This is a genomic window from Limnobaculum zhutongyuii, assembly GCF_004295645.1.
GTDB lineage: Bacteria > Pseudomonadota > Gammaproteobacteria > Enterobacterales > Enterobacteriaceae > Limnobaculum > Limnobaculum zhutongyuii.
Genome location: NZ_CP034752.1, coordinates 3,727,989 through 3,747,186, shown reverse-complemented (window position 1 = coordinate 3,747,186; position 19,198 = coordinate 3,727,989). Strand labels below are relative to the sequence as shown.

15 protein-coding genes, 1 rRNA gene and 1 riboswitch are annotated in these 19,198 nt (G+C 44.0%); of the genes, 12 read left to right on the top strand and 4 right to left on the bottom strand.

What is annotated here, in order from left to right; genetic code table 11:
• The first annotated feature begins 109 nt into the window (after window positions 1–109).
• The 6 genes from rrf to EKN56_RS16675 all read left to right on the top strand — a co-directional run bounded on the left by rrf (window position 110) and on the right by EKN56_RS16675 (window position 6,780).
• Window positions 110–225: ribosomal RNA gene (gene rrf, locus EKN56_RS16700) — 5S ribosomal RNA — on the top strand.
• A 556-nt stretch (window positions 226–781) separates the two neighbouring features.
• Window positions 782–1,711, top strand: a complete 930-nt coding sequence (gene metA, locus EKN56_RS16695) for a homoserine O-acetyltransferase MetA (protein WP_130592838.1) — start codon at window positions 782–784, stop codon at window positions 1,709–1,711.
• Between the two features lie 103 nt (window positions 1,712–1,814).
• A complete protein-coding gene (gene metH, locus EKN56_RS16690) occupies window positions 1,815–5,495 on the top strand; it encodes a methionine synthase (RefSeq protein WP_130592837.1) in 3,681 nt (1,226 codons plus the stop codon).
• A gap of 123 nt (window positions 5,496–5,618) precedes the next feature.
• The gene (locus tag EKN56_RS16685; protein ID WP_407656562.1) at window positions 5,619–5,915 is read left to right on the top strand and encodes a metalloregulator ArsR/SmtB family transcription factor; all 297 of its coding nucleotides are present in this window, start codon (window positions 5,619–5,621) and stop codon (window positions 5,913–5,915) included.
• Window positions 5,915–6,349 carry a YeeE/YedE family protein gene (locus EKN56_RS16680; RefSeq protein WP_221931554.1) on the top strand — a complete coding sequence of 145 codons (435 nt, stop codon included), beginning with the start codon at window positions 5,915–5,917 and terminating at the stop codon, window positions 6,347–6,349. The genes EKN56_RS16685 and EKN56_RS16680 overlap by 1 nt, the downstream gene beginning before the upstream one ends.
• 5 nt (window positions 6,350–6,354) lie before the next feature.
• Entirely contained in the window at window positions 6,355–6,780 is a 426-nt protein-coding gene (locus EKN56_RS16675; protein ID WP_130592831.1) for a DUF6691 family protein, read from the top strand.
• 57 nt (window positions 6,781–6,837) lie between these two features.
• Here EKN56_RS16675 and EKN56_RS16670 read toward each other — a convergent pair whose 3' ends face one another.
• The 4 genes from EKN56_RS16670 to EKN56_RS16655 form a co-directional block, all read right to left on the bottom strand.
• On the bottom strand, window positions 6,838–8,292 hold the full coding sequence (locus EKN56_RS16670) for a DASS family sodium-coupled anion symporter (protein WP_130592829.1): 1,455 nt from the start codon (window positions 8,290–8,292) through the stop codon (window positions 6,838–6,840).
• Between the two features lie 219 nt (window positions 8,293–8,511).
• Entirely contained in the window at window positions 8,512–9,438 is a 927-nt protein-coding gene (gene panS / locus EKN56_RS16665) for a ketopantoate/pantoate/pantothenate transporter PanS (RefSeq protein ID WP_130592827.1), read from the bottom strand.
• Between the two features lie 226 nt (window positions 9,439–9,664).
• Window positions 9,665–11,014 (bottom strand): lysine-sensitive aspartokinase 3, encoded by a 1,350-nt coding sequence (lysC, locus tag EKN56_RS16660; RefSeq protein ID WP_130592825.1) that lies wholly within the window; start codon window positions 11,012–11,014, stop codon window positions 9,665–9,667.
• Window positions 11,015–11,129: 115 nt separating this feature from the next.
• Window positions 11,130–11,389: riboswitch (Lysine riboswitch) on the bottom strand.
• A 305-nt stretch (window positions 11,390–11,694) separates the two neighbouring features.
• Window positions 11,695–12,330 carry an NAD(P)-dependent oxidoreductase gene (locus EKN56_RS16655; RefSeq protein ID WP_130592824.1) on the bottom strand — a complete coding sequence of 212 codons (636 nt, stop codon included), beginning with the start codon at window positions 12,328–12,330 and terminating at the stop codon, window positions 11,695–11,697.
• A 187-nt stretch (window positions 12,331–12,517) separates the two neighbouring features.
• On the opposite strand from EKN56_RS16655, the gene EKN56_RS16650 reads away from it, so the two are divergent.
• From EKN56_RS16650 to EKN56_RS16625, 6 genes are all read left to right on the top strand, one after another.
• Entirely contained in the window at window positions 12,518–13,423 is a 906-nt protein-coding gene (locus EKN56_RS16650) for a LysR family transcriptional regulator (RefSeq protein WP_130592823.1), read from the top strand.
• A gap of 220 nt (window positions 13,424–13,643) precedes the next feature.
• Window positions 13,644–15,287, top strand: a complete 1,644-nt coding sequence (gene pgi / locus EKN56_RS16645) for a glucose-6-phosphate isomerase (protein WP_130593752.1) — start codon at window positions 13,644–13,646, stop codon at window positions 15,285–15,287.
• Window positions 15,288–15,348: 61 nt separating this feature from the next.
• Window positions 15,349–15,759, top strand: a complete 411-nt coding sequence (psiE, locus tag EKN56_RS16640) for a phosphate-starvation-inducible protein PsiE (RefSeq protein ID WP_130592822.1) — start codon at window positions 15,349–15,351, stop codon at window positions 15,757–15,759.
• 146 nt (window positions 15,760–15,905) lie between these two features.
• Complete coding sequence (gene ubiC / locus EKN56_RS16635; RefSeq protein ID WP_130592821.1) at window positions 15,906–16,412, top strand: chorismate lyase; 507 nt, start codon at window positions 15,906–15,908, stop codon at window positions 16,410–16,412.
• A gap of 12 nt (window positions 16,413–16,424) precedes the next feature.
• Complete coding sequence (gene ubiA, locus EKN56_RS16630; RefSeq protein WP_407656492.1) at window positions 16,425–17,285, top strand: 4-hydroxybenzoate octaprenyltransferase; 861 nt, start codon at window positions 16,425–16,427, stop codon at window positions 17,283–17,285.
• Window positions 17,286–17,629: 344 nt separating this feature from the next.
• A complete protein-coding gene (locus tag EKN56_RS16625) occupies window positions 17,630–19,120 on the top strand; it encodes a tryptophan 7-halogenase (RefSeq protein WP_130592819.1) in 1,491 nt (496 codons plus the stop codon).
• Window positions 19,121–19,198 lie beyond the last annotated feature (78 nt).

Here is a 19,198-nt window from a genome sequence, read left to right as displayed (position 1 = left end):
TGAGATGAGATTGAGAGAGAGAAGTCGAATTTCAGCGAATGTTCAGGATTGAAATGGATGGTTGTGTGGATAGTGATATTGACATACAACGGTTCATGTACAGAATATGCCTGGCGGCGACAGCGCGGTGGTCCCACCTGACCCCATGCCGAACTCAGAAGTGAAACGCCGTAGCGCCGATGGTAGTGTGGGGCTTCCCCATGCGAGAGTAGGGAACTGCCAGGCTTTAATTAAGAGAAACCCTCAGCGTAAGCTGGGGGTTTTTTGCTTTATGCAGATTGCGAAATAATCAGAGATTAGCCCTGTCGGCCGGGCACGTTAGTGATATCAGCACATACCGGTTACGGCCGGAATATCCGCTCAAGCCAATTTGTCAGGTTCTAATCAGGAAAAACCATCTCCGCTGAAAGACTAGGTTTTTTGCTTTATGCATATCTATAATTTTTAGACACTAATAATGAAGAACCCCTTCAGTGAAAACTGTGGGGTTCTTGTTATGCGCAGGTGTAAAACTATTTGCTCATATTTTTTAATCAATCCACTCATTAAGATTTTTTCATTTCAAGCATTCCATTTGGGTATAACAAGTCTGGTTTTTATCTCTAAGATCCCCATCCATCTGTAATAAATAGCTTTTTATTTCACATCTAGTTTCTGCATGATGATTTTTATATAACCAAATATTTTTTATCCTCTCGACATGATATTAAAAAGACGCTATCTTTAGCAGTATAGAAGTCTAAATGTATAAACGTATAAATGGATATTTGAGGATAAAGCAATGCCAATTCGTATACCTGATGAATTACCCGCCGTTAATGTTTTACGTGAGGAGAATGTCTTTGTCATGACGTCTACTCGCGCCAGCCATCAGGATATTCGTCCACTTAAAATTCTTATCCTCAATTTGATGCCAAAGAAGATTGAAACTGAAAACCAGTTTTTGCGTCTGTTATCTAACTCTCCATTACAATTGGATATTCAGCTATTAAGAATTGATTGTCATGAGTCGAAAAATACCCCAACTGAGCATCTGAATAATTTCTACTGCAACTTTGAAGATATTCAGGATCAGAACTTTGACGGGCTAATTGTTACCGGAGCCCCGCTGGGACTGGTTGAGTTCAAGGATGTTGCTTACTGGGCTCAGATAGAGAAGATAATCAACTGGGCTAAGGCTCATGTAACGTCTACACTGTTTGTTTGTTGGGCTGTACAGGCGGCATTAAATATTCTTTATAATATTCCTAAACTCACCATGAGCGAGAAGCTGTCAGGCGTCTATTGGCATAACGTAGTGGCACCACTTGCTCCGTTGGCACGCGGTTTTGACGATCGCTTCTTAGCTCCACATTCTCGCTATGCCAGTTTTCCGTCAGACGTTATCCGTCAGCAAACCGATTTGGAGATCTATGCCGAATCGGAGCAAACCGGCGCTTATCTGTTTGCCAGTAAAGATCGTCGCTTTGCGTTTGCAACCGGCCACCCTGAATATGATGCAGGAACGTTGTCTGCCGAATATTTTCGCGATCGTGATGCCGGACTGGATCCTACAGTTCCTGAGAACTATTTCCCTGAAGACAACCCTGACCGGGCGCCGGTGGCATCCTGGAGAAGCCATGGCTACCTGTTGTTTAATAACTGGTTGAATTATTTTGTCTATCAGAGAACACCATTCGATTTGCGTCAGATGAATCCTACACTGGATTAGTTTTTTATAATCTGTGCATATCAGGCAAATTCAGCCTATAACTATATGATTTAAAATTGATGCCACCAGACTGGTATAACGCTTTATTAATGAGATCAATGTGATGACCAAGACAGAACAACTACATCAGCAGCTTACTAAACGAATTCTGGTTCTGGACGGCGGAATGGGAACCATGATCCAAAGCTATAAGCTGGGTGAGGAAGACTATCGTGGCGCACGTTTTTCTGACTGGAAAAGTGACCTTAAAGGCAATAACGATCTGTTGGTATTAAGCAAACCAGACGTGATCACTGCGATTCATCATGCCTATCTTGAAGCCGGTGCCGACATACTTGAAACCAATACCTTCAATGCCACATCTATTGCGATGGCCGATTACCATATGGAATCGCTATCTGCGGAGATTAACTATGAAGGCGCTCGCTTAGCCAGGCTATGTGCTGATGAATGGACGGCGAAAACACCGGATAAACCACGTTATGTCGCTGGTATCTTAGGGCCAACCAACCGTACCGCTTCTATATCACCAAATGTGAACGATCCCGCTTTTCGTAATGTCACTTTTGATCAATTAGTCGAAGCCTACAGAGAATCAACCAGAGCGTTAATTCAGGGTGGTGTCGATATCATTATGATAGAGACGATTTTTGATACTCTGAATGCTAAAGCCGCTATTTTTGCGGTAGAAGATATTTTTGAAGAGCTGGGCGTTGAGTTGCCGGTAATGATATCCGGGACGATTACCGATGCCTCTGGTCGCACATTATCAGGCCAGACTACAGAAGCCTTCTACAATTCATTACGTCACGTCAGACCACTCTCTTTTGGCCTAAACTGTGCATTGGGACCGGATGAGCTACGTCAGTATGTTGCTGAGCTTTCACGAATCTCCGAGTATTTTGTTTCAGTTCATCCCAATGCTGGCTTGCCTAACGCATTCGGTGAATATGATCTCGGTCCTGAAGATATGGCGATTCAGATCGAAGAATGGGCTAAATCAGGGTTTGTTAATATTGTCGGAGGGTGCTGTGGAACGACTCCGGCTCATATTGCTGCCATTAGTAAGGTTCTGGAGACAATACCGCCTCGCTCATTACCAGAGATTCCGGTGGCTTGCCGTTTATCCGGCTTGGAGCCACTGGCAATTGATGCAAATACTCTGTTTGTAAACGTGGGTGAACGTACCAACGTAACGGGTTCAGCCCGCTTTAAACGGCTTATTAAAGAAGAAAAATATAACGAAGCATTAGAGGTCGCTCTTCAGCAGGTGGAAAGCGGCGCTCAGATTATTGATATCAATATGGATGAAGGCATGTTAGATGCTGAGGCGGCAATGGTGCGCTTCCTTAATCTGATTGCCGGTGAACCGGATATCGCCCGGGTTCCTATTATGATTGACTCCTCTAAGTGGGAGGTCATTGAGAAGGGTCTGAAATGTATTCAGGGGAAGGGTATTGTTAACTCGATCTCAATGAAAGAAGGGGAAGAAAAGTTTATTCAACAGGCCCGTCTGGTTCGTCGTTATGGTGCCGCTATGGTTGTCATGGCATTTGATGAAGATGGGCAGGCCGATACTCGTGCCCGAAAGATTGAGATATGCCGCCGGGCGTACCGCATTTTAACTGAAATAGTGGGTTTTCCGGCAGAAGATATTATCTTTGACCCGAACATTTTTGCCGTTGCCACCGGCATTGAAGAACATAATAACTACGCGGTGGATTTTATTCAGGCCTGTGGTGACATTAAGGCTGAGCTACCACATGCTTTGATTTCGGGTGGTGTTTCTAACGTTTCTTTCTCCTTTCGGGGTAATGATCCGGTTCGCGAAGCGATTCATGCGGTGTTTCTTTATCATGCCATCAAAAACGGCATGGATATGGGGATTGTGAATGCGGGGCAATTGGCCATTTATGATGATTTACCGGCGGAGTTAAAGGATGCAGTAGAAGATGTCATTCTTAACCGTCGAACCGATGGTACTGAACGTTTACTGACATTGGCAGAAAAATATCGCGGTAGTGCCGGAGATGCCGAAGCAGATAAACAGCAGGCGGAGTGGCGCAGTTGGCCAGTGACGAAACGACTAGAATATGCATTGGTTAAAGGTATCACCGAGTTTATTGAAATAGATACGGAAGAAGCCCGTCAACAGGTTGATTTACCACTAGAAGTGATAGAAGGGCCGCTGATGGGAGGAATGAACATCGTCGGCGATCTGTTTGGTGAAGGTAAAATGTTTTTACCGCAGGTAGTGAAATCAGCCCGGGTTATGAAGCAGGCCGTCGCGTATCTGGAACCTTATATTGAGGCCAGTAAACAAAAGGGCTCTGCTGCCGGCAAAATCTTACTGGCGACAGTGAAAGGGGATGTTCACGACATCGGTAAAAACATTGTTGGTGTGGTGTTGCAATGTAATAACTACGAAATTATCGATTTAGGCGTTATGGTTCCAACCGAGAAGATTTTAAAAACTGCTCGGGAAGAGAAGGTAGATATTATTGGTCTGTCCGGTCTGATAACTCCTTCTCTGGATGAGATGGTTAATGTGGCTAAAGAGATGGAGCGTCAGGGATTCTCTCTGCCACTGTTGATTGGTGGAGCAACCACTTCAAAAGCCCATACGGCGGTTAAAATCGAGCAAAACTACAGTGGCCCAACGGTCTATGTACAAAATGCCTCCCGTAGCGTGGGTGTCTGTTCAGCCCTGCTCTCCAATATGCAGCGGGATAGCTTTGTTGAACGTACCCGTAAAGAGTATGAAACAGTCAGAATTCAGCATGCGCGTAAAAAGCCAAGAACTGCACCTGTTAGCTTACAGGCCGCCAGAGATAACGGCTGGGAGTGCGATTGGGATAATTACACCCCTCCGGTAGCTAAACATTTGGGCATTCGGCAGGTAGAGGCTTCTATTGAAACCTTAAGAAATTATATCGACTGGACGCCGTTCTTTATGACCTGGTCGCTGGCGGGAAAATATCCACGAATTCTGGAAGATGAGATTGTCGGAGAAGAAGCAAAACGTCTGTTTAATGATGCCAACGAACTGTTGGATAAACTCTCTCAAAATCGTTCGCTAACGCCAAAAGGGATTATGGGCATTTTTCCGGCAAATCGGGTTGGTGATGATGTAGAGATTTATGCTGATGAAACCCGCCAGCAGGTTATTAATGTTAGTCACCATTTGCGCCAACAGACTGAAAAAACAGATTTTCCTAACTATTGCCTGGCTGACTTTGTCGCACCAAAACGGAGTGGAAAAGCGGATTATTTGGGTGCATTTGCAGTAACAGGCGGTCTGGAAGAAGATACGTTGGCCGATGCTTATGAAGCGGTGCATGATGATTATAACAAGATCATGATTAAAGCTCTGGCAGACCGTTTAGCTGAAGGGTTTGCTGAATATTTGCATGAGCAAGTACGTAAAGAAATCTGGGGCTATGCGGAAAGTGAAAGCCTGACTAATGAAGAGTTAATCAGGGAGAATTATCAAGGTATTCGCCCTGCGCCCGGCTATGCAGCTTGCCCGGAGCATACGGAAAAAGCAGCTATCTGGCAATTACTGAATGTTGAAGATAAGATCGGCATGAAGCTGACAGAATCTTATGCCATGTGGCCTGGTGCATCGGTGTCTGGTTGGTATTTCAGCCATCCGGAAAGTAAGTATTTTGCCGTAGCTCAAATTCAGCGCGATCAGGTCGAAGATTATGCAGCGCGTAAGAATTTGAGTATAACAGAGGTGGAGCGCTGGTTAGCCCCAAATCTGGGATATGATGCCGACTAGGATTTTCTTGCTTTAAGGAGTACCTTAGTTTATATTTTAATCATTATATTATTAGATATAATATTAATTGGTAAATTGAGATGCCTGATGAGTCAAAATAATTTTCTATCTGATATTTCTTTGATGAGAGCCGCAGCGGGTGATGTTGCGGCTCTTTTGCGTGCTTTAGCAAATGAAGATCGTCTGTTAATACTCTGCCAGCTCAGTCAGGGGGAACTTTCAGTTAGTGAGCTGGAGCAATGTCTGGATATTCGTCAGCCGACGTTATCTCAACAACTCACTGTATTGAGAACCGAAGAGTTAGTGAGTACTCGCAGAGAGGGAAAGCGAATTTTTTATTCCATCCGTGATGAGAAGGTATTAGCGTTGCTGAATATGCTATATCAACTTTATTGTCCGGCGAGTGGAGCGAAAATTTGATGAGCATTGCCTGGGCTGCATTCACTCCATTTACAGCGTTAGCGGGCGGCATTTTGATTGGTGTTGCTGCCGCATTGCTGATTATTTTTAATGGAAGAATTGCCGGAATCAGCGGCATTCTGGCCAATGTGATTAAAGGTCAGCGCGAAGGTTTTGGCTGGCGTAGTGCTTTTTTGTTGGGCATGGTTGTTTCATCGCTGGTTTATACTTTGCTGCTGCCTTTACCGGATATTCAAATTGTATCAGAGTGGCCTGCTCTGATTATTGCTGGTCTTTTGGTGGGAATAGGCACTCGTTATGCTTCTGGCTGTACTAGCGGTCATGGTGTTTGTGGATTATCCCGTCTCTCATTTCGTTCTTTGATGGCTACCCTGACATTTATGGTTACCGGTGTAATAACGGTTTTATTATTAAATCCATTACAGGGGAGCTGAACCACATGAAACTATTTTTTGCCTTTCTCAGTGGTTTGATGTTTGGTTTAGGGATTATTGTTTCCGGTATGGTCAATCCAGTTAAGGTTTTATCATTTTTGGATATTACCCGAGATTGGGATCCTTCATTAGCTCTGGTAATGGGAAGTGCTATTGTTGTTGGGTTATTGGCTTTCGGTTATATGAAACATTGGCAGCAATCAATTTTAGGCGAACGTATCCAGTGGCCTGCTTTACGAGCTATAGATAAACGTCTGATTGGTGGCAGTGCCCTGTTTGGGATTGGCTGGGGTATTGCCGGTATTTGTCCTGGTCCCGGGCTGGTATTATTTGGTGCTGGAATGGGAAAAGGTCTAATTTTTACTGCAGCGATGGTTGCAGGTATGTTGATTTTTGATGTACTGGAGAAAAGAAAGGCTGGCTCAGTATAAATAATAAAGGCCATATATTATCTAGATGGCCTTTTGTGATGTTAGCTTCTGAAAGTATTAATACAATCCTAACGCTTTCCACCAGATTAAACCCAGCACCAGGAAGATGGCCTGATTGACAATACTGACCACAAAACCAACTCGCCACCAGGTTCCGGTAGGAACATATCCGGCACCAAACAGAATTGGACCACGGGCGTGAGAGTATTGAGTCAGAGAGCAATACAAACTACTGGTAAAAGCCAGCATCAGTGCCATAGGTAGGGCAGGAATATGCAGATTAATACCAACACCAAGGAAAACGGCATATAACGCAGCGATTTGAGCATTTCCACTGGCGAAGAAATAGTGAGTGTAAAAATAGGCGGCATTAAGTAGCAACAGAATTAAAATCCAACTGCTATCTCCCATAGCGGCGCCGATGTGTTCACCAATAAGATTACCAAACCAGGTAGTAAAGCCCAGTTTCTTCAATTGGTTAGCCATCATTAATAGCGCAGCAAACCAGATCAGGGTATCCCAGGCACCTTTTTCACTTTTTACATCTTCCCAAGTGAGAACCCCGGTTAACAGTAAGAATGAGAGACCAACAAAAGAAGCTGCTGTCGGGTCAACACCTAACTTATCGCCAAAAATCCACAAAATTAGCAACAGCACGACAGTGGCGGTCATAATCCATTCACTGCGGCTCATTTTTCCCATTTTCTCCAGTTCAGTTCTGGCGAGAATTGGTGCATCCGGCGTATGTTTAATTTCAGGTTTGGTCAGCCAGTAAACCAATAATGGAACAATGATCAGCGAAGCCAGACAAGGGACGATTGCTGCAACAAACCAGCTACCCCAGGTTAAGTGAACATCCGCATTGGCTGCCAGTTTTACCGCCAGAAGGTTACCGGTATAAGCAGTCATAAACATGGCCGCGGTTACGTCATTAACATTACCAATGCAGGTAATCAGAAATGTACCGATCTTATTGCGTGACTGATCTTCCGGGTTGGAATTAAAGCTACGGGCCAGCGAGTCTGCGATAGGGTAGATAACCCCGCCGCATCGTGCGGTATTGCTTGGCATTGCCGGAGAAAGTATCAGGTCAGCCACGGCTAACCCATAAGCCAGACCCAATGTTCTTTTGCCCAACAGGCGGATCATTTGTAATGCGATACGTCTTCCCAATCCGGTTTTAATAAAACCTCTGGCAATCATAAAGGCGACAACAATCAGCCAGATTAAAGAACTGTTTAAATCACTCAGTGCTGTTGTAATAGATTCAACAGCGGTGGTAGCACCTGAAGCATAAGTCAGAGCAAAAACAGTAATACCAATTAACCCAACGGCACCAATTGGCAGGACTTTAGCCACAATACAGGCAATGGTTGCCACAAAAACAATGGCGGAATGCCATGCGGGCAGGCTTAAGCCTTCAGGTGGGGTGATGTGCCAGAGAATAGCGGCACAAATAACGATAATAATCAACGGTAACCAATTTACCGGAGAAGAGGTATTTTCCTTCACAAGCTATCCCTACTCTGCATCAGAGAAGTCAATGTCCAAACGCTGAAATTAAGAAAATAAAAGAAACTGTCAGAAAGATTGATGTATAAATAGAATAGTATTTTATTTATTACGTCGCGTAATAATATTTTATTAAATAATTCCAAATAAAATATTTATTATTATAGGCAATAAAAAAGAGAGGCTGGAGCCTCTCTTTTTATAAACGATGATTGATAGTTATTCTTTAACGTTATCTTTAGTTGGCTTGCCTTGCCAATATCCCGCTAACAGAGAACCTGACAGATTGTGCCATACGGAGAATAGCGCTCCCGGCAGAGCGGCAACCGCAGAGAAGTATTGCGCCCCTAATGTTGCTGCCAGGCCGGAGTTTTGCATACCAACTTCAATAGCTAATGTACGGCAGGTGGACTCATCGAATCCACACAGTCTTCCACCCCAATAGCCACCCAGTAAACCAATTGCATTATGTAGAACGACAGCAATAGCTACGACAAAGCCGACTGAAGCAATATGGCTCTGACTGTTAGCCACTACTGCACTGATAATCGCCAAAATACAGATCATCGACAGCGCTGGCAAAAATGGCTCAACGCGCTTAACGAGATTGGTGAATGTATGATGGATAAGCAAGCCCGCTCCGATAGGAATGATAACAATTTGTAGAATTGAACGAAGCATGCCTAATACATCAACATTAATTGAAGCATCCACATACAAATAAGTTAACAGTGGCGTGGCAAACACACCGACCAGCGTCGATACCGACGAAATGGTAACCGAAAGCGCCACATCACCTCTGGCAAGATAAATCATCACATTTGATGCCGTTCCACTTGCCACGCTACCAACCAGAATCATACCTGCAGCCAGGTCAGCCGGCATGCTAAACGCTTTTGCCAGAATCCAGGCTGCCAGGGGCATAATCAGATAATGCAATAAGGTACAGGCAATAACTGGCATAGGGCGAGTAAAGATACGTTTGAAATCGCTGACTTTAAGCGTGACTCCCATCGCGAACATAATTAGCATTAACAGATAGCTGATATAAGGGGCAATTCCGGTAAATGTTGTCGGCGTGTAGTAAGCGGTAACAGACAATAGCAGAGCCCATAAAGGGAATAAGCGAGTAACCTTGGCTAACATTGATGAAAACTTCCTTTTTAATTAGTGCATGTGATGGTCAACGTATTATCAGCATGTTGATATTGTTGTGTTGTGTTGTGTTGTGTTGTGTTGTGTTGTGTTGTGTTGTGTTGTGTTTATAGCAAAGAAACAATATTCAAATAAATAACGAAGAAGAGGGTTATTTACAAAAGATAATGTGCAACCGAAGCTGCACATTATTGATGAAATGGACCATCACATAACGTTACTCAAACAGGTTATGGTGGAGTGTTTTAACCACATGTTCTGCATCTTCTCCGGGTACCAGAAGGCACAGGTTATGACTACTGGCTCCATAAGAAATCATTCGGATATTAAACGGTTCCAGTACGCCAAAGACCTCTTTTCCTACGCCACGGGCTTTTGCCAGCTCGTTACCGATCAGGGCAACTAACGCCAGATTCTCTTCAACTTCTACCCGACACAGCGCTGATAGCTCAGTTAACAATGCGCTGGTGAGAAGGCTGGTGCCACAAGTGGATGAGCCGGCAGTATCCAACGTCAGAGCGATACTGACTTCAGACGTAGTGATTAAATCTACAGAGATATTGTGACTTGCCAGAATATTAAATATTTCTGCCAGGAAGCCACGAGCGTGCAGCATATTGAGACTGTGCAACGTTAGTAGAGTTTGTTTGCGGCGTAGTGCTAACGCCCGGAACAGCGGTGGTTGGCTGGTTTTATTGCATACCAGAGTACCGCCGGCACTCACATCTTTACTGGATCCCACAAAAACGGGAATATCTCTGCGTACGGCAGGGATCAGGGTGGCAGGATGCAGAATTTTTGCGCCGAAGGTGGCCATCTCTGCCGCTTCTTCAAAGCCAATTTCATCAATGCGCTTGGCATTAGGAACCACCCGAGGGTCGGTAGTATAAATACCGGGAACATCCGTCCAGATATCAACGCGCTTAGCATTTAGCGCTTCACCCAACAGTGCAGCGGTATAATCACTACCACCACGCCCTAATGTGGTGGTACGCCCGCGAGATTCACTGCCAATAAAGCCTTGAGTGATGACCAGAGCATTTGCCAGACGCGGTTGTAGGTGCTGCTCACTTAAAGCACACAGCGTCTGAACGTCAGGCTCGGCTTTACCGAAACGATCGTTGGTTTTCATTATGTTACGTACATCAAACCACTCGGCATTGACGTTTCTGCTTCTGAGCAGTTCAACAAACAGCAGAGTAGACATCAGCTCACCGTGACTAACCAGTTCATCGGTTAATGCAGCGGAGGTTGCCAAACTGGCCGCTTCAGAAAGCGTTGTGATATTTTCCAGCATGCGATCGATTTCTTCACGCACGACTTCTGAGTCGGGCAGGGTGTTAAGAATTTGATATTGGATGTGGCGAATTTGCTCAATCTTTTCTGTACGAAGGTCCGGATTGCAGCCTTCAGCCAGCGCAACCAACAGGTTAGTTACACCGGCCGATGCTGATAAGACCACCACTTTTACTTCAGGATTTGATAGTACAACATTGGCAGAGTTATTCATTGCGGCGCTGTCAGCGACGCTGGTACCACCAAATTTAGCAACAACAATATTAGACATAACTCAATAATTCCTCGTGTCAGGTGGAGCTAATCAATAGCCCTTAAATTCATCAGCCTTGGCACAAAGGAAGCGCGGTAAACAGGGAGCAGACGTAGGAGGGAAACACTACGATACACCCAGAAGCGCCCCACCTTGCCAGAGTCTTCTGTGATTGTGCTGAAACTACCTGCACGATAATTCCACGTCAAAGACCCTTATTCCCGCAATATGTCTGCGGGTAACATTGGTGACAACCCAAGGGATTCAGCCCTTGTGGTCGACAGCTCTCTTGCCCGGTTTGAGTGCTGCCTCGGCGTCGTATCCCCTGGAGTGTTGTCACTGGATTCCGGATCCTCAAACACTTTACCTGAACGACGCGCCTCTTCTGGCTTGTGTACAGGATACACAAGTAGGCTTTAAGAAATAGCGGGTTATGACGTCAGTGTCAATGATGTTTATGTGTTTGTTTTTTATTTCTTTAACAGGAGAGCCGAGGTTTGCTTGGTTTTGCTTTTATACAGAAGGGGAATACGTTATAGGAAACTCATTTTTCGATATTAGACGCTAAGTTTTAGCTTATTTTTATAATAATTATTTTTTAACCAATAAATTAACGTGATGACAAACTGTGGTGAAAGTGAGCCGATAGCAATTGACTATCGGCTCATCAGAGAATCGGTCATATCCGACTATGGTTTTTATTTTTCGACGACGGTAAAACGTTGACGAATATGCTTACCTTGTTCAATCTCATCCAGCATTGCAATGGCATAGTCCGCATAGCTGATGGTACTTTCTCCGGCACTATTCACCATTAAGCGATCGTTACCGGTATTGTAACTGCCAGTACGTTTGCCATCGGCTACAAACATGGCTGATGGGCTTATATAGGTCCAGTTGATGTCGTTTGCTTTTTTCAACTCCCGAAATGCGTCTCCCATGTTGCTGGCGGTTGCCTTGTATGCGTCAGGAAAGTCCGGGGAATCAATAAGGCGCTGGGTTAGCTGTTCATCAAGATATAAACTGCTGGCACCACCAACCACTAATAACCGGGTATTTGGATTATCAGAGAGAATTTTTCTCAGATGAACCAGCGAGCTTTGGTGCAGGTCTTCATGGCCGGGTGAAGCATTGAATGCATCAACGACTGCGTCAAAAGGGTTTAAATCGGCGGCGGTCAGATCAAAAATATCTTTTTCCAGTACTGCGACTGATTTATCACTTATTTTGCCCGCATTACGAACAATGGCAGTAACCTGATGTTTTCTGCTCAGGGCTTCTGCCATGATTTTTTGTCCGGCTTTACCGCTGGCGCCAATAATTGCAATTTTCATTATTTATTCTCCTGTCTGAATGGGGGAACACATGACGGTGATTAATTAACTGATATCGATTACATGAGCGTCAGGTGTTCAATAATTTTTTATCTTCGATATTGCACAGGTAGAAACTTTAATCTCTTTCCATTGTTTTAAAAATAGAGTATTTAATGACAGACTGTTGCAAAAATTGAGCGAATAAATGGATCGATTAACCGCTATGCAGGTGTTTGTTGAATCGGTGGATCGTGGGAGCCTGACGGCCGCCGCTGAGCGACTGGGGTTATCCCGGGCGAAGGCTTCCCGCTATCTGGCCGAACTGGAACGCTGGCTGGGGATACGTTTGTTACACCGTTCAACCCGTAGCCTTAGTCTGACATCAGCCGGAGAGCTGGCACTTATTGATTGCCGCCAGATGCTACAAATTCAGGAAAAAATGTTGGCGACTCGCCATGACCACTCTTCCGTTCCTAAAGGAACGTTACGCATTACCTGCAGCCAATCTTTCAGCCAGTCCTATCTGGCTAATTTGATAGCTGAATACTCTTTACGTTATCCCCAAGTGAGTATTGATATCCAGTTGTTGGATCGTACAGTGAACCTGGTGGATGAACGTATTGATTTAGCTATCCGTATTACCAATACTCTGGAACAAGGGATAATCGCGCGTCCGCTGGCAACTTGCCATTCCGTAACCTGTGCTTCACCACATTATCTGGATAAGATGGGGCGACCCCAGAGACCTGAAGATTTATCCCGACATGTTTGTTTGACCCATGCCAAATTTAGTGCCCATAGCTGGATTTTCCGCTCGCTGACAGTGACGAGCGAGTTGATTAAAATTCCGGTAAAAGGACGGATTAGTGCCAACGAGGTTCTGGCGCTGAAAGATGCGGCTACGGCCGGAGTTGGTATTACGTTGTTACCGGCTTATTTAGTCAGGAATGAGCTGGCCAGCGGGCAGCTTGAGGCTATTTTGACGGAGTATGAAATAGAGCCAATGACCATTTATGCCATTTATACTTCACGTAACCATATGTCAGCAGCGCTGCGCACGTTGTTAAATTTTCTGGATGAACGGTTTAAGTCAGACAGCTTTTGGAAATAATTGCCGATAGTAATAATAGGTATACGATCTGTATTTATGCCTATAATTTAGAGAGTAAATATTTTGCTGAATCCTGTCAGCTATGGTAATAGAAAGTATCTGATTGGTGAGAGATGATAATTGTCTAAGCTACATTAGCTTGGTAACACTCATTAACTACAGGCTGACAGGGTATAAACAACCTAATCTTTGTCTTGATTTCATGTATAAGGGCCCAATGATGAAAAGTATTAATCCGACGGAAACGGCAGCGTGGCAGGCACTTGAAAAACATTTTGATGAGATGAAAAAGGTCACTATTAGTGATCTGTTTGCTCAGGACAAGCAGCGTTTTGAACACTTTTCAGCGACATTTGATAATCAAATGTTGGTTGATTACTCAAAAAACCGGATTACAGATAAAACATTAGAGCTTCTGCGTAATCTGACCAAAGAGTCCGATCTCTCTGGCGCAATAAAATCAATGTTCAGTGGTGAAAAAATTAATCGGACTGAAGATCGCGCAGTACTGCATGTTGCATTGCGCAACCGTTCTAATACGCCAATTCTGGTTGACGGTAAAGATGTGATGCCAGAGGTGAATGGGGTACTGGCTAAAATGAAGTCTTTCTGTTCACGCATTATTAGTGGTGAATGGAAAGGTTTTACCGGTAAAGCAATTACTGATGTGGTGAATATTGGTATCGGTGGTTCCGATTTAGGCCCTTATATGGTGACAGAGGCGCTACGTCCTTATAAAAATCACCTGAATATGCATTTTGTCTCTAACGTTGATGCGACCCATATTGCGGAAACCATTAAAACATTAAATCCTGAAACTACCCTGTTTCTGATTGCCTCTAAAACCTTTACAACTCAGGAGACCATGACGAATGCGCATACGGCTCGCGACTGGTTCCTGAGTGCAGGAAAGCCGGCTGATGTGGCTAAGCACTTTGCGGCACTTTCCACTAACGCTAAAGCGGTGGCCGAGTTTGGTATTGATACTGCCAATATGTTTGAATTTTGGGATTGGGTAGGCGGTCGCTACTCATTGTGGTCTGCTATTGGCTTGTCGATCGCGCTTTCTGTTGGTTTTGATCATTTCGAGAAATTACTTAGCGGCGCACATGTTATGGATCGCCATTTCGCTGATATGCCGGTGGAGAAAAACCTGCCGGTAACATTGGCGCTGATTGGTCTGTGGTATAACAACTTCTATGGTGCTGAAACAGAGGCTATTCTGCCTTACGATCAGTATATGCACCGTTTTGCCGCCTATTTCCAACAGGGGAATATGGAGTCTAACGGTAAATATGTTGACCGTAATGGAAACGCGGTTAGCTATCAAACAGGCCCTATTATTTGGGGTGAGCCGGGTACCAATGGTCAGCATGCTTTCTATCAGCTGATTCATCAGGGTACAAAGATGATTCCATGTGATTTTATTGCTCCTGCCCAAAGCCATAATCCATTAGGCGATCATCACTCTAAACTGTTGTCTAACTTCTTTGCTCAGACAGAAGCACTGGCTTTTGGTAAAGGCGCTGAAGAAGTACGCGCTGAGTTTATTAAGGCGGGTCAGAAGCCTGAAGATTTTGAACAGATTGTTCCTTTTAAAGTGTTTGAAGGTAACCGCCCAACGAACTCCATTTTACTGAAAGAGATTACCCCATATAGTCTGGGGGCGCTGATTGCTCTGTATGAACACAAAATTTTCACTCAGGGCGTTATCATGAATATCTTTAGTTTTGATCAGTGGGGAGTTGAACTGGGTAAACAGCTTGCTAACCGCATTCTGCCAGAGTTAGCAGGAAGCCAGGCGGTCTCCAGCCATGACTCTTCCACCAATGGATTAATCAATACCTTTAAGCAGTGGCGTTAATTCGTCAGGGCAAAATGGGCAGGGTAATGACCCTGCCCAATCGTGAAAACAGGGGAGAACCATGCTGGAAAATATTAAACGTGCAACGCTGGTAGCGCGTGTACTGCAAACGGTTCTGAATTGTGGTCTGTTGTTACTGGCGATAATTCTGATTGTGTTTCTTGGTAAAGAGACCTATGCCCTGATTCAAGTGTTGTTTGTTAATTCAGCACAATCATCCAGCTACTTATTGATTGAAGGCATTGTTATCTATTTTCTCTACTTTGAGTTTATTGCTTTGATCATTAAGTATTTCCAGTCAGGTTACCATTTTCCTCTGCGTTATTTTATCTACATTGGTATTACAGCCATCATTCGCTTAATTATTGTTGACCATAAAGACCCAATGGATACCCTCATTTATTCTGGAGCCATTCTGGTTTTAGTCGTGGCACTGTATTTAGCTAATACCGATCGACTAAAGCGTGAGTAGAAATTAGACAGTTTTATTGACGTAATGTTAAAAAATAGTTCCAGGAATGAAACCTTCACTGTTTGCATGGGGCTATTTTACGTTACAATGACACCCGGTTCTTATGGCCTGTTAGTTATCAGGCCTTACTATTTTAGGGTGTTACGATGACGAATGAAACGCTATTGATACCAAATTGGAAAACTCGAGATTGGTGTTCGGCGCAAAAAAATTCGTTAAGTAAACCGGTTGCAGATTGGCTATTAGAAGAAGATTCCATGACTCGTCGCTGTGAGCGTTATTGCCACAAAGTGACGGTTCAACCTCTGTTTGAAGGCTATGTTTCAGCCTCTTCACTTGGCAAAGAGCAATCAGAATTACCCACAGACAAACGCTACTGGATACGTGAAGTCTTTCTGTTTGGTGATACTATTCCATGGATATGGGCTCGTACCGTGGTTCCGGAAAAGACACTCAGTGGTCCTGAGCAACAGCTGATTGAGTTGGGAGACACTCCACTTGGGCGTTACCTGTTTAGTCAGGCCGCACTTGAGCGGGATTATATTCAGGTATCTTTACAGGATAGTTTATGGGGGCGACGTTCCCGTTTGCGCCTGTCGGGTAAGCCTCTGCTCCTGACGGAGATTTTTTTACCGTCATCACCGTTATATTAATTGGGGGAAAATGTGACTGAAGGCAAATGGCTGGCTTACTGCCGTTTGATGCGTATCAATAAACCCATCGGGGCTCTGTTATTGCTTTGGCCTACGCTTTGGGCGCTCTGGCTTGCAGGGAAAGAAACGCCGAACGTTTATATTCTGCTTATCTTTATCATCGGTGTATTTCTGATGCGTGCGGCTGGATGCGTGATTAATGATTTTGCCGATCGTCACTTTGACGGACATGTTGAACGTACTCGTAATCGTCCGTTACCAAGCGGTGCGGTGACAGAGAAAGAGAGTAAAGTGCTATTTTTATCGCTGGTGACTATCTCTTTCTTATTAGTTCTGACGTTAAACCGGTTGACGATTTTACTTTCTGTTGCTGCCGTGATCCTCGCATGGATCTATCCCTTTATGAAACGGTTTACTCATTTGCCTCAGGTCATTTTAGGTATGGCATTTGGCTGGTCAATACCAATGGCGTATGCCGCTGTCAGTGATGCTTTACCACTGAGTTGCTGGCTGTTATTACTTGCCAATATATTCTGGACGGTTGCATATGACACGCAATATGCCATGGTCGACCGTAATGATGATTTAAAAATCGGAATTAAATCAACCGCTATTCTTTTTGGTCACTATGACAAACTGATTATTGGCCTGCTGCAATTAGGTACGGTACTAATATTATGTCTGATAGGTTATTTAAATAATTTAAGCTCTCTTTTTTACTGGTCTTTATTATTAGCCAGCGCATTATTTATATATCAACAAAATCTTATTTATCAAAGAGAAAGAGATAAGTGTTTTAGAGCCTTCATGAATAACAATTGTGTTGGGTTTGTTATTTTTCTTGGTTTTTTGATGAGTATCTCCTTATCTTAACTGAAAAAAAATTGATTTAAGATATATATCTACTTATGAAACGCTGTTAGCATTCGAATCTGTGTTAACAGTGGATTCAGGGATGAATGATATAACTCAATCAGTACCTGTCTATATTCCCTTCTAAAATCACCCGGTTAACAGACGAAGAAAATATCGTTTATATTTTCTTTTTGTTATTTATGATTTAGCAATGCAAATAAGTTGGTTTTTAATTGCCATGCGTTGCTCTGATTATTTGTTTTTGTGCAATGAATAGCCTGAAAACTGATAGTTACTGGTCGATTTTTTAGCGCCAGACTCGTTGTAACAGTGATATCAACATAAAAAGGAAGAGGTTGCTGATGTTAAATTTGAGAACGCCAAAGCGCATCGTTATTCTTGGTGGCGGAACAGCAGGATGGTTTGCCGCGCTGACATTACGTCGTATTTTTAGTGCTAATGTGGAAGTTCGGGTTATTGAGTCCAGCCAGATTGGTATTGTAGGTGTAGGTGAAGGTGGATTGCTGAATATTTATGACGCTCTGCAACGTAACCAGATCGACATAAAAGAGTTTATGGCAGAGACCGATGCTACTTTTAAGTGGGGTTTCAGCTATGAAGGTTGGCGTACTGGTAAAGCTGACGACAAGTTCTACCATTTGTTTACTTCTGCGCGCGGTGAAGGTGCCCAGTGGGTTGAAGGCGGTTTCCTGCCGTATTATTCCGCATTAATTAATCAGGGTGTACCGCTAGAGTCATGGATTCGCGGCTTCCAACTGATTAAAAATAATGCATCAATGGAAGAAGCTATTAAGGCAGTAGATGAAGATCGTACCGATCTGGTGACCTCTTTCCACTTCGACAGCTACAAAATTGCCAAATACATGAAGAAAGTGGCGCTGTCTCGTGGTGTGGTGCATGAAGATGTACTGGTTAAAGACTTTGTTCGTAATGAAGAAGGGCTGGTTACTAAACTTATCACTGAGAAAGGCGAAGTTGAGCTCGACTTCCTGATCGACTCCAGTGGTCTGACCCGTCAGGTCATGGCGAAGATGCCTGGTGCTCGTTGGCAGACGTTTAAAGACTATCTGTTGATGGATAGCGCTATTCCATTCTATATGCCTCACCCAAATAAAAATCCAATGCTGATTACTCGTGCAATCACGATGGATGCAGGCTGGATGTGGCAGATCCCTCTATCTACTCGTGTTGGTGCTGGTTATGTGTTCAGCAGCAAACATAAGAGCGAAGCTGATGCCATTGATGAGATTCAGAAGTATCTCGGATTTGAAATTGAGCCTCATAAAACTATTCGCTTTGATCCGGGTTGCTATGAGCAAGTGTGGATTAAGAACGTTATGTCTCTGGGTCTCTCTTCTGGTTTCGTTGAGCCGCTGGAAGCAACCTCAATTGGTCAGATGATTGAACAGCTGCGTAACTTTGAGCGGGTGCTGGTATCGAGCCAGGGGATTATCTCTGAGAACAGTATCCGTGAGTATAACGAAGCTAACCTGGCTTCATGGCACGGTATTCGTGACTTCCTGCGTATGCATTATGACTGTACTCGTAACGATACTCCGCTGTGGCAAGAAGTGAATAAATCGCCAATGACGGAACGCTATGCCGAGTTCAGAAAATGTATTAAGGAGCGTACACCACATATGATTGACGTAGAAAACTACGCAATCAATGGTTGGGGCGGTATCTTCCATCCGGTTAACTGGATGTCAGTTGCGGTTCCTTTAGGGCTGGTTCCGGTAAGTGCAGCGGGTATGGACTTACTGTGGCTGTCTAAAGATAAGCAGCAGAAAGCGCTGGACTTTGTTAAGAAAGTTAAAGAGAAGGGCTGGTAATTACCCCTTATCCGTAATGAACAAAAGCCTGCTAATTAGCAGGCTTTTTTGTGGTTCTCACTTAAACGGTTAGATTGA

What these genes read in the sequence shown, in the direction of transcription:
- metA (WP_130592838.1), top strand. Translation starts at nt 782, where the DNA reads ATGCCAATTCGTATACCTGATGAATTACCCGCCGTTAATGTTTTACGT.
- metH (WP_130592837.1), top strand. Translation starts at nt 1,815, where the DNA reads ATGACCAAGACAGAACAACTACATCAGCAGCTTACTAAACGAATTCTG.
- EKN56_RS16685 (WP_407656562.1), top strand. Translation starts at nt 5,619, where the DNA reads ATGAGAGCCGCAGCGGGTGATGTTGCGGCTCTTTTGCGTGCTTTAGCA.
- EKN56_RS16680 (WP_221931554.1), top strand. Translation starts at nt 5,915, where the DNA reads ATGAGCATTGCCTGGGCTGCATTCACTCCATTTACAGCGTTAGCGGGC.
- EKN56_RS16675 (WP_130592831.1), top strand. Translation starts at nt 6,355, where the DNA reads ATGAAACTATTTTTTGCCTTTCTCAGTGGTTTGATGTTTGGTTTAGGG.
- panS (WP_130592827.1), bottom strand. Translation starts at nt 9,438, where the DNA reads ATGTTAGCCAAGGTTACTCGCTTATTCCCTTTATGGGCTCTGCTATTG.
- lysC (WP_130592825.1), bottom strand. Translation starts at nt 11,014, where the DNA reads ATGTCTAATATTGTTGTTGCTAAATTTGGTGGTACCAGCGTCGCTGAC.
- EKN56_RS16655 (WP_130592824.1), bottom strand. Translation starts at nt 12,330, where the DNA reads ATGAAAATTGCAATTATTGGCGCCAGCGGTAAAGCCGGACAAAAAATC.
- EKN56_RS16650 (WP_130592823.1), top strand. Translation starts at nt 12,518, where the DNA reads ATGGATCGATTAACCGCTATGCAGGTGTTTGTTGAATCGGTGGATCGT.
- pgi (WP_130593752.1), top strand. Translation starts at nt 13,644, where the DNA reads ATGAAAAGTATTAATCCGACGGAAACGGCAGCGTGGCAGGCACTTGAA.
- psiE (WP_130592822.1), top strand. Translation starts at nt 15,349, where the DNA reads ATGCTGGAAAATATTAAACGTGCAACGCTGGTAGCGCGTGTACTGCAA.
- ubiC (WP_130592821.1), top strand. Translation starts at nt 15,906, where the DNA reads ATGACGAATGAAACGCTATTGATACCAAATTGGAAAACTCGAGATTGG.
- EKN56_RS16625 (WP_130592819.1), top strand. Translation starts at nt 17,630, where the DNA reads ATGTTAAATTTGAGAACGCCAAAGCGCATCGTTATTCTTGGTGGCGGA.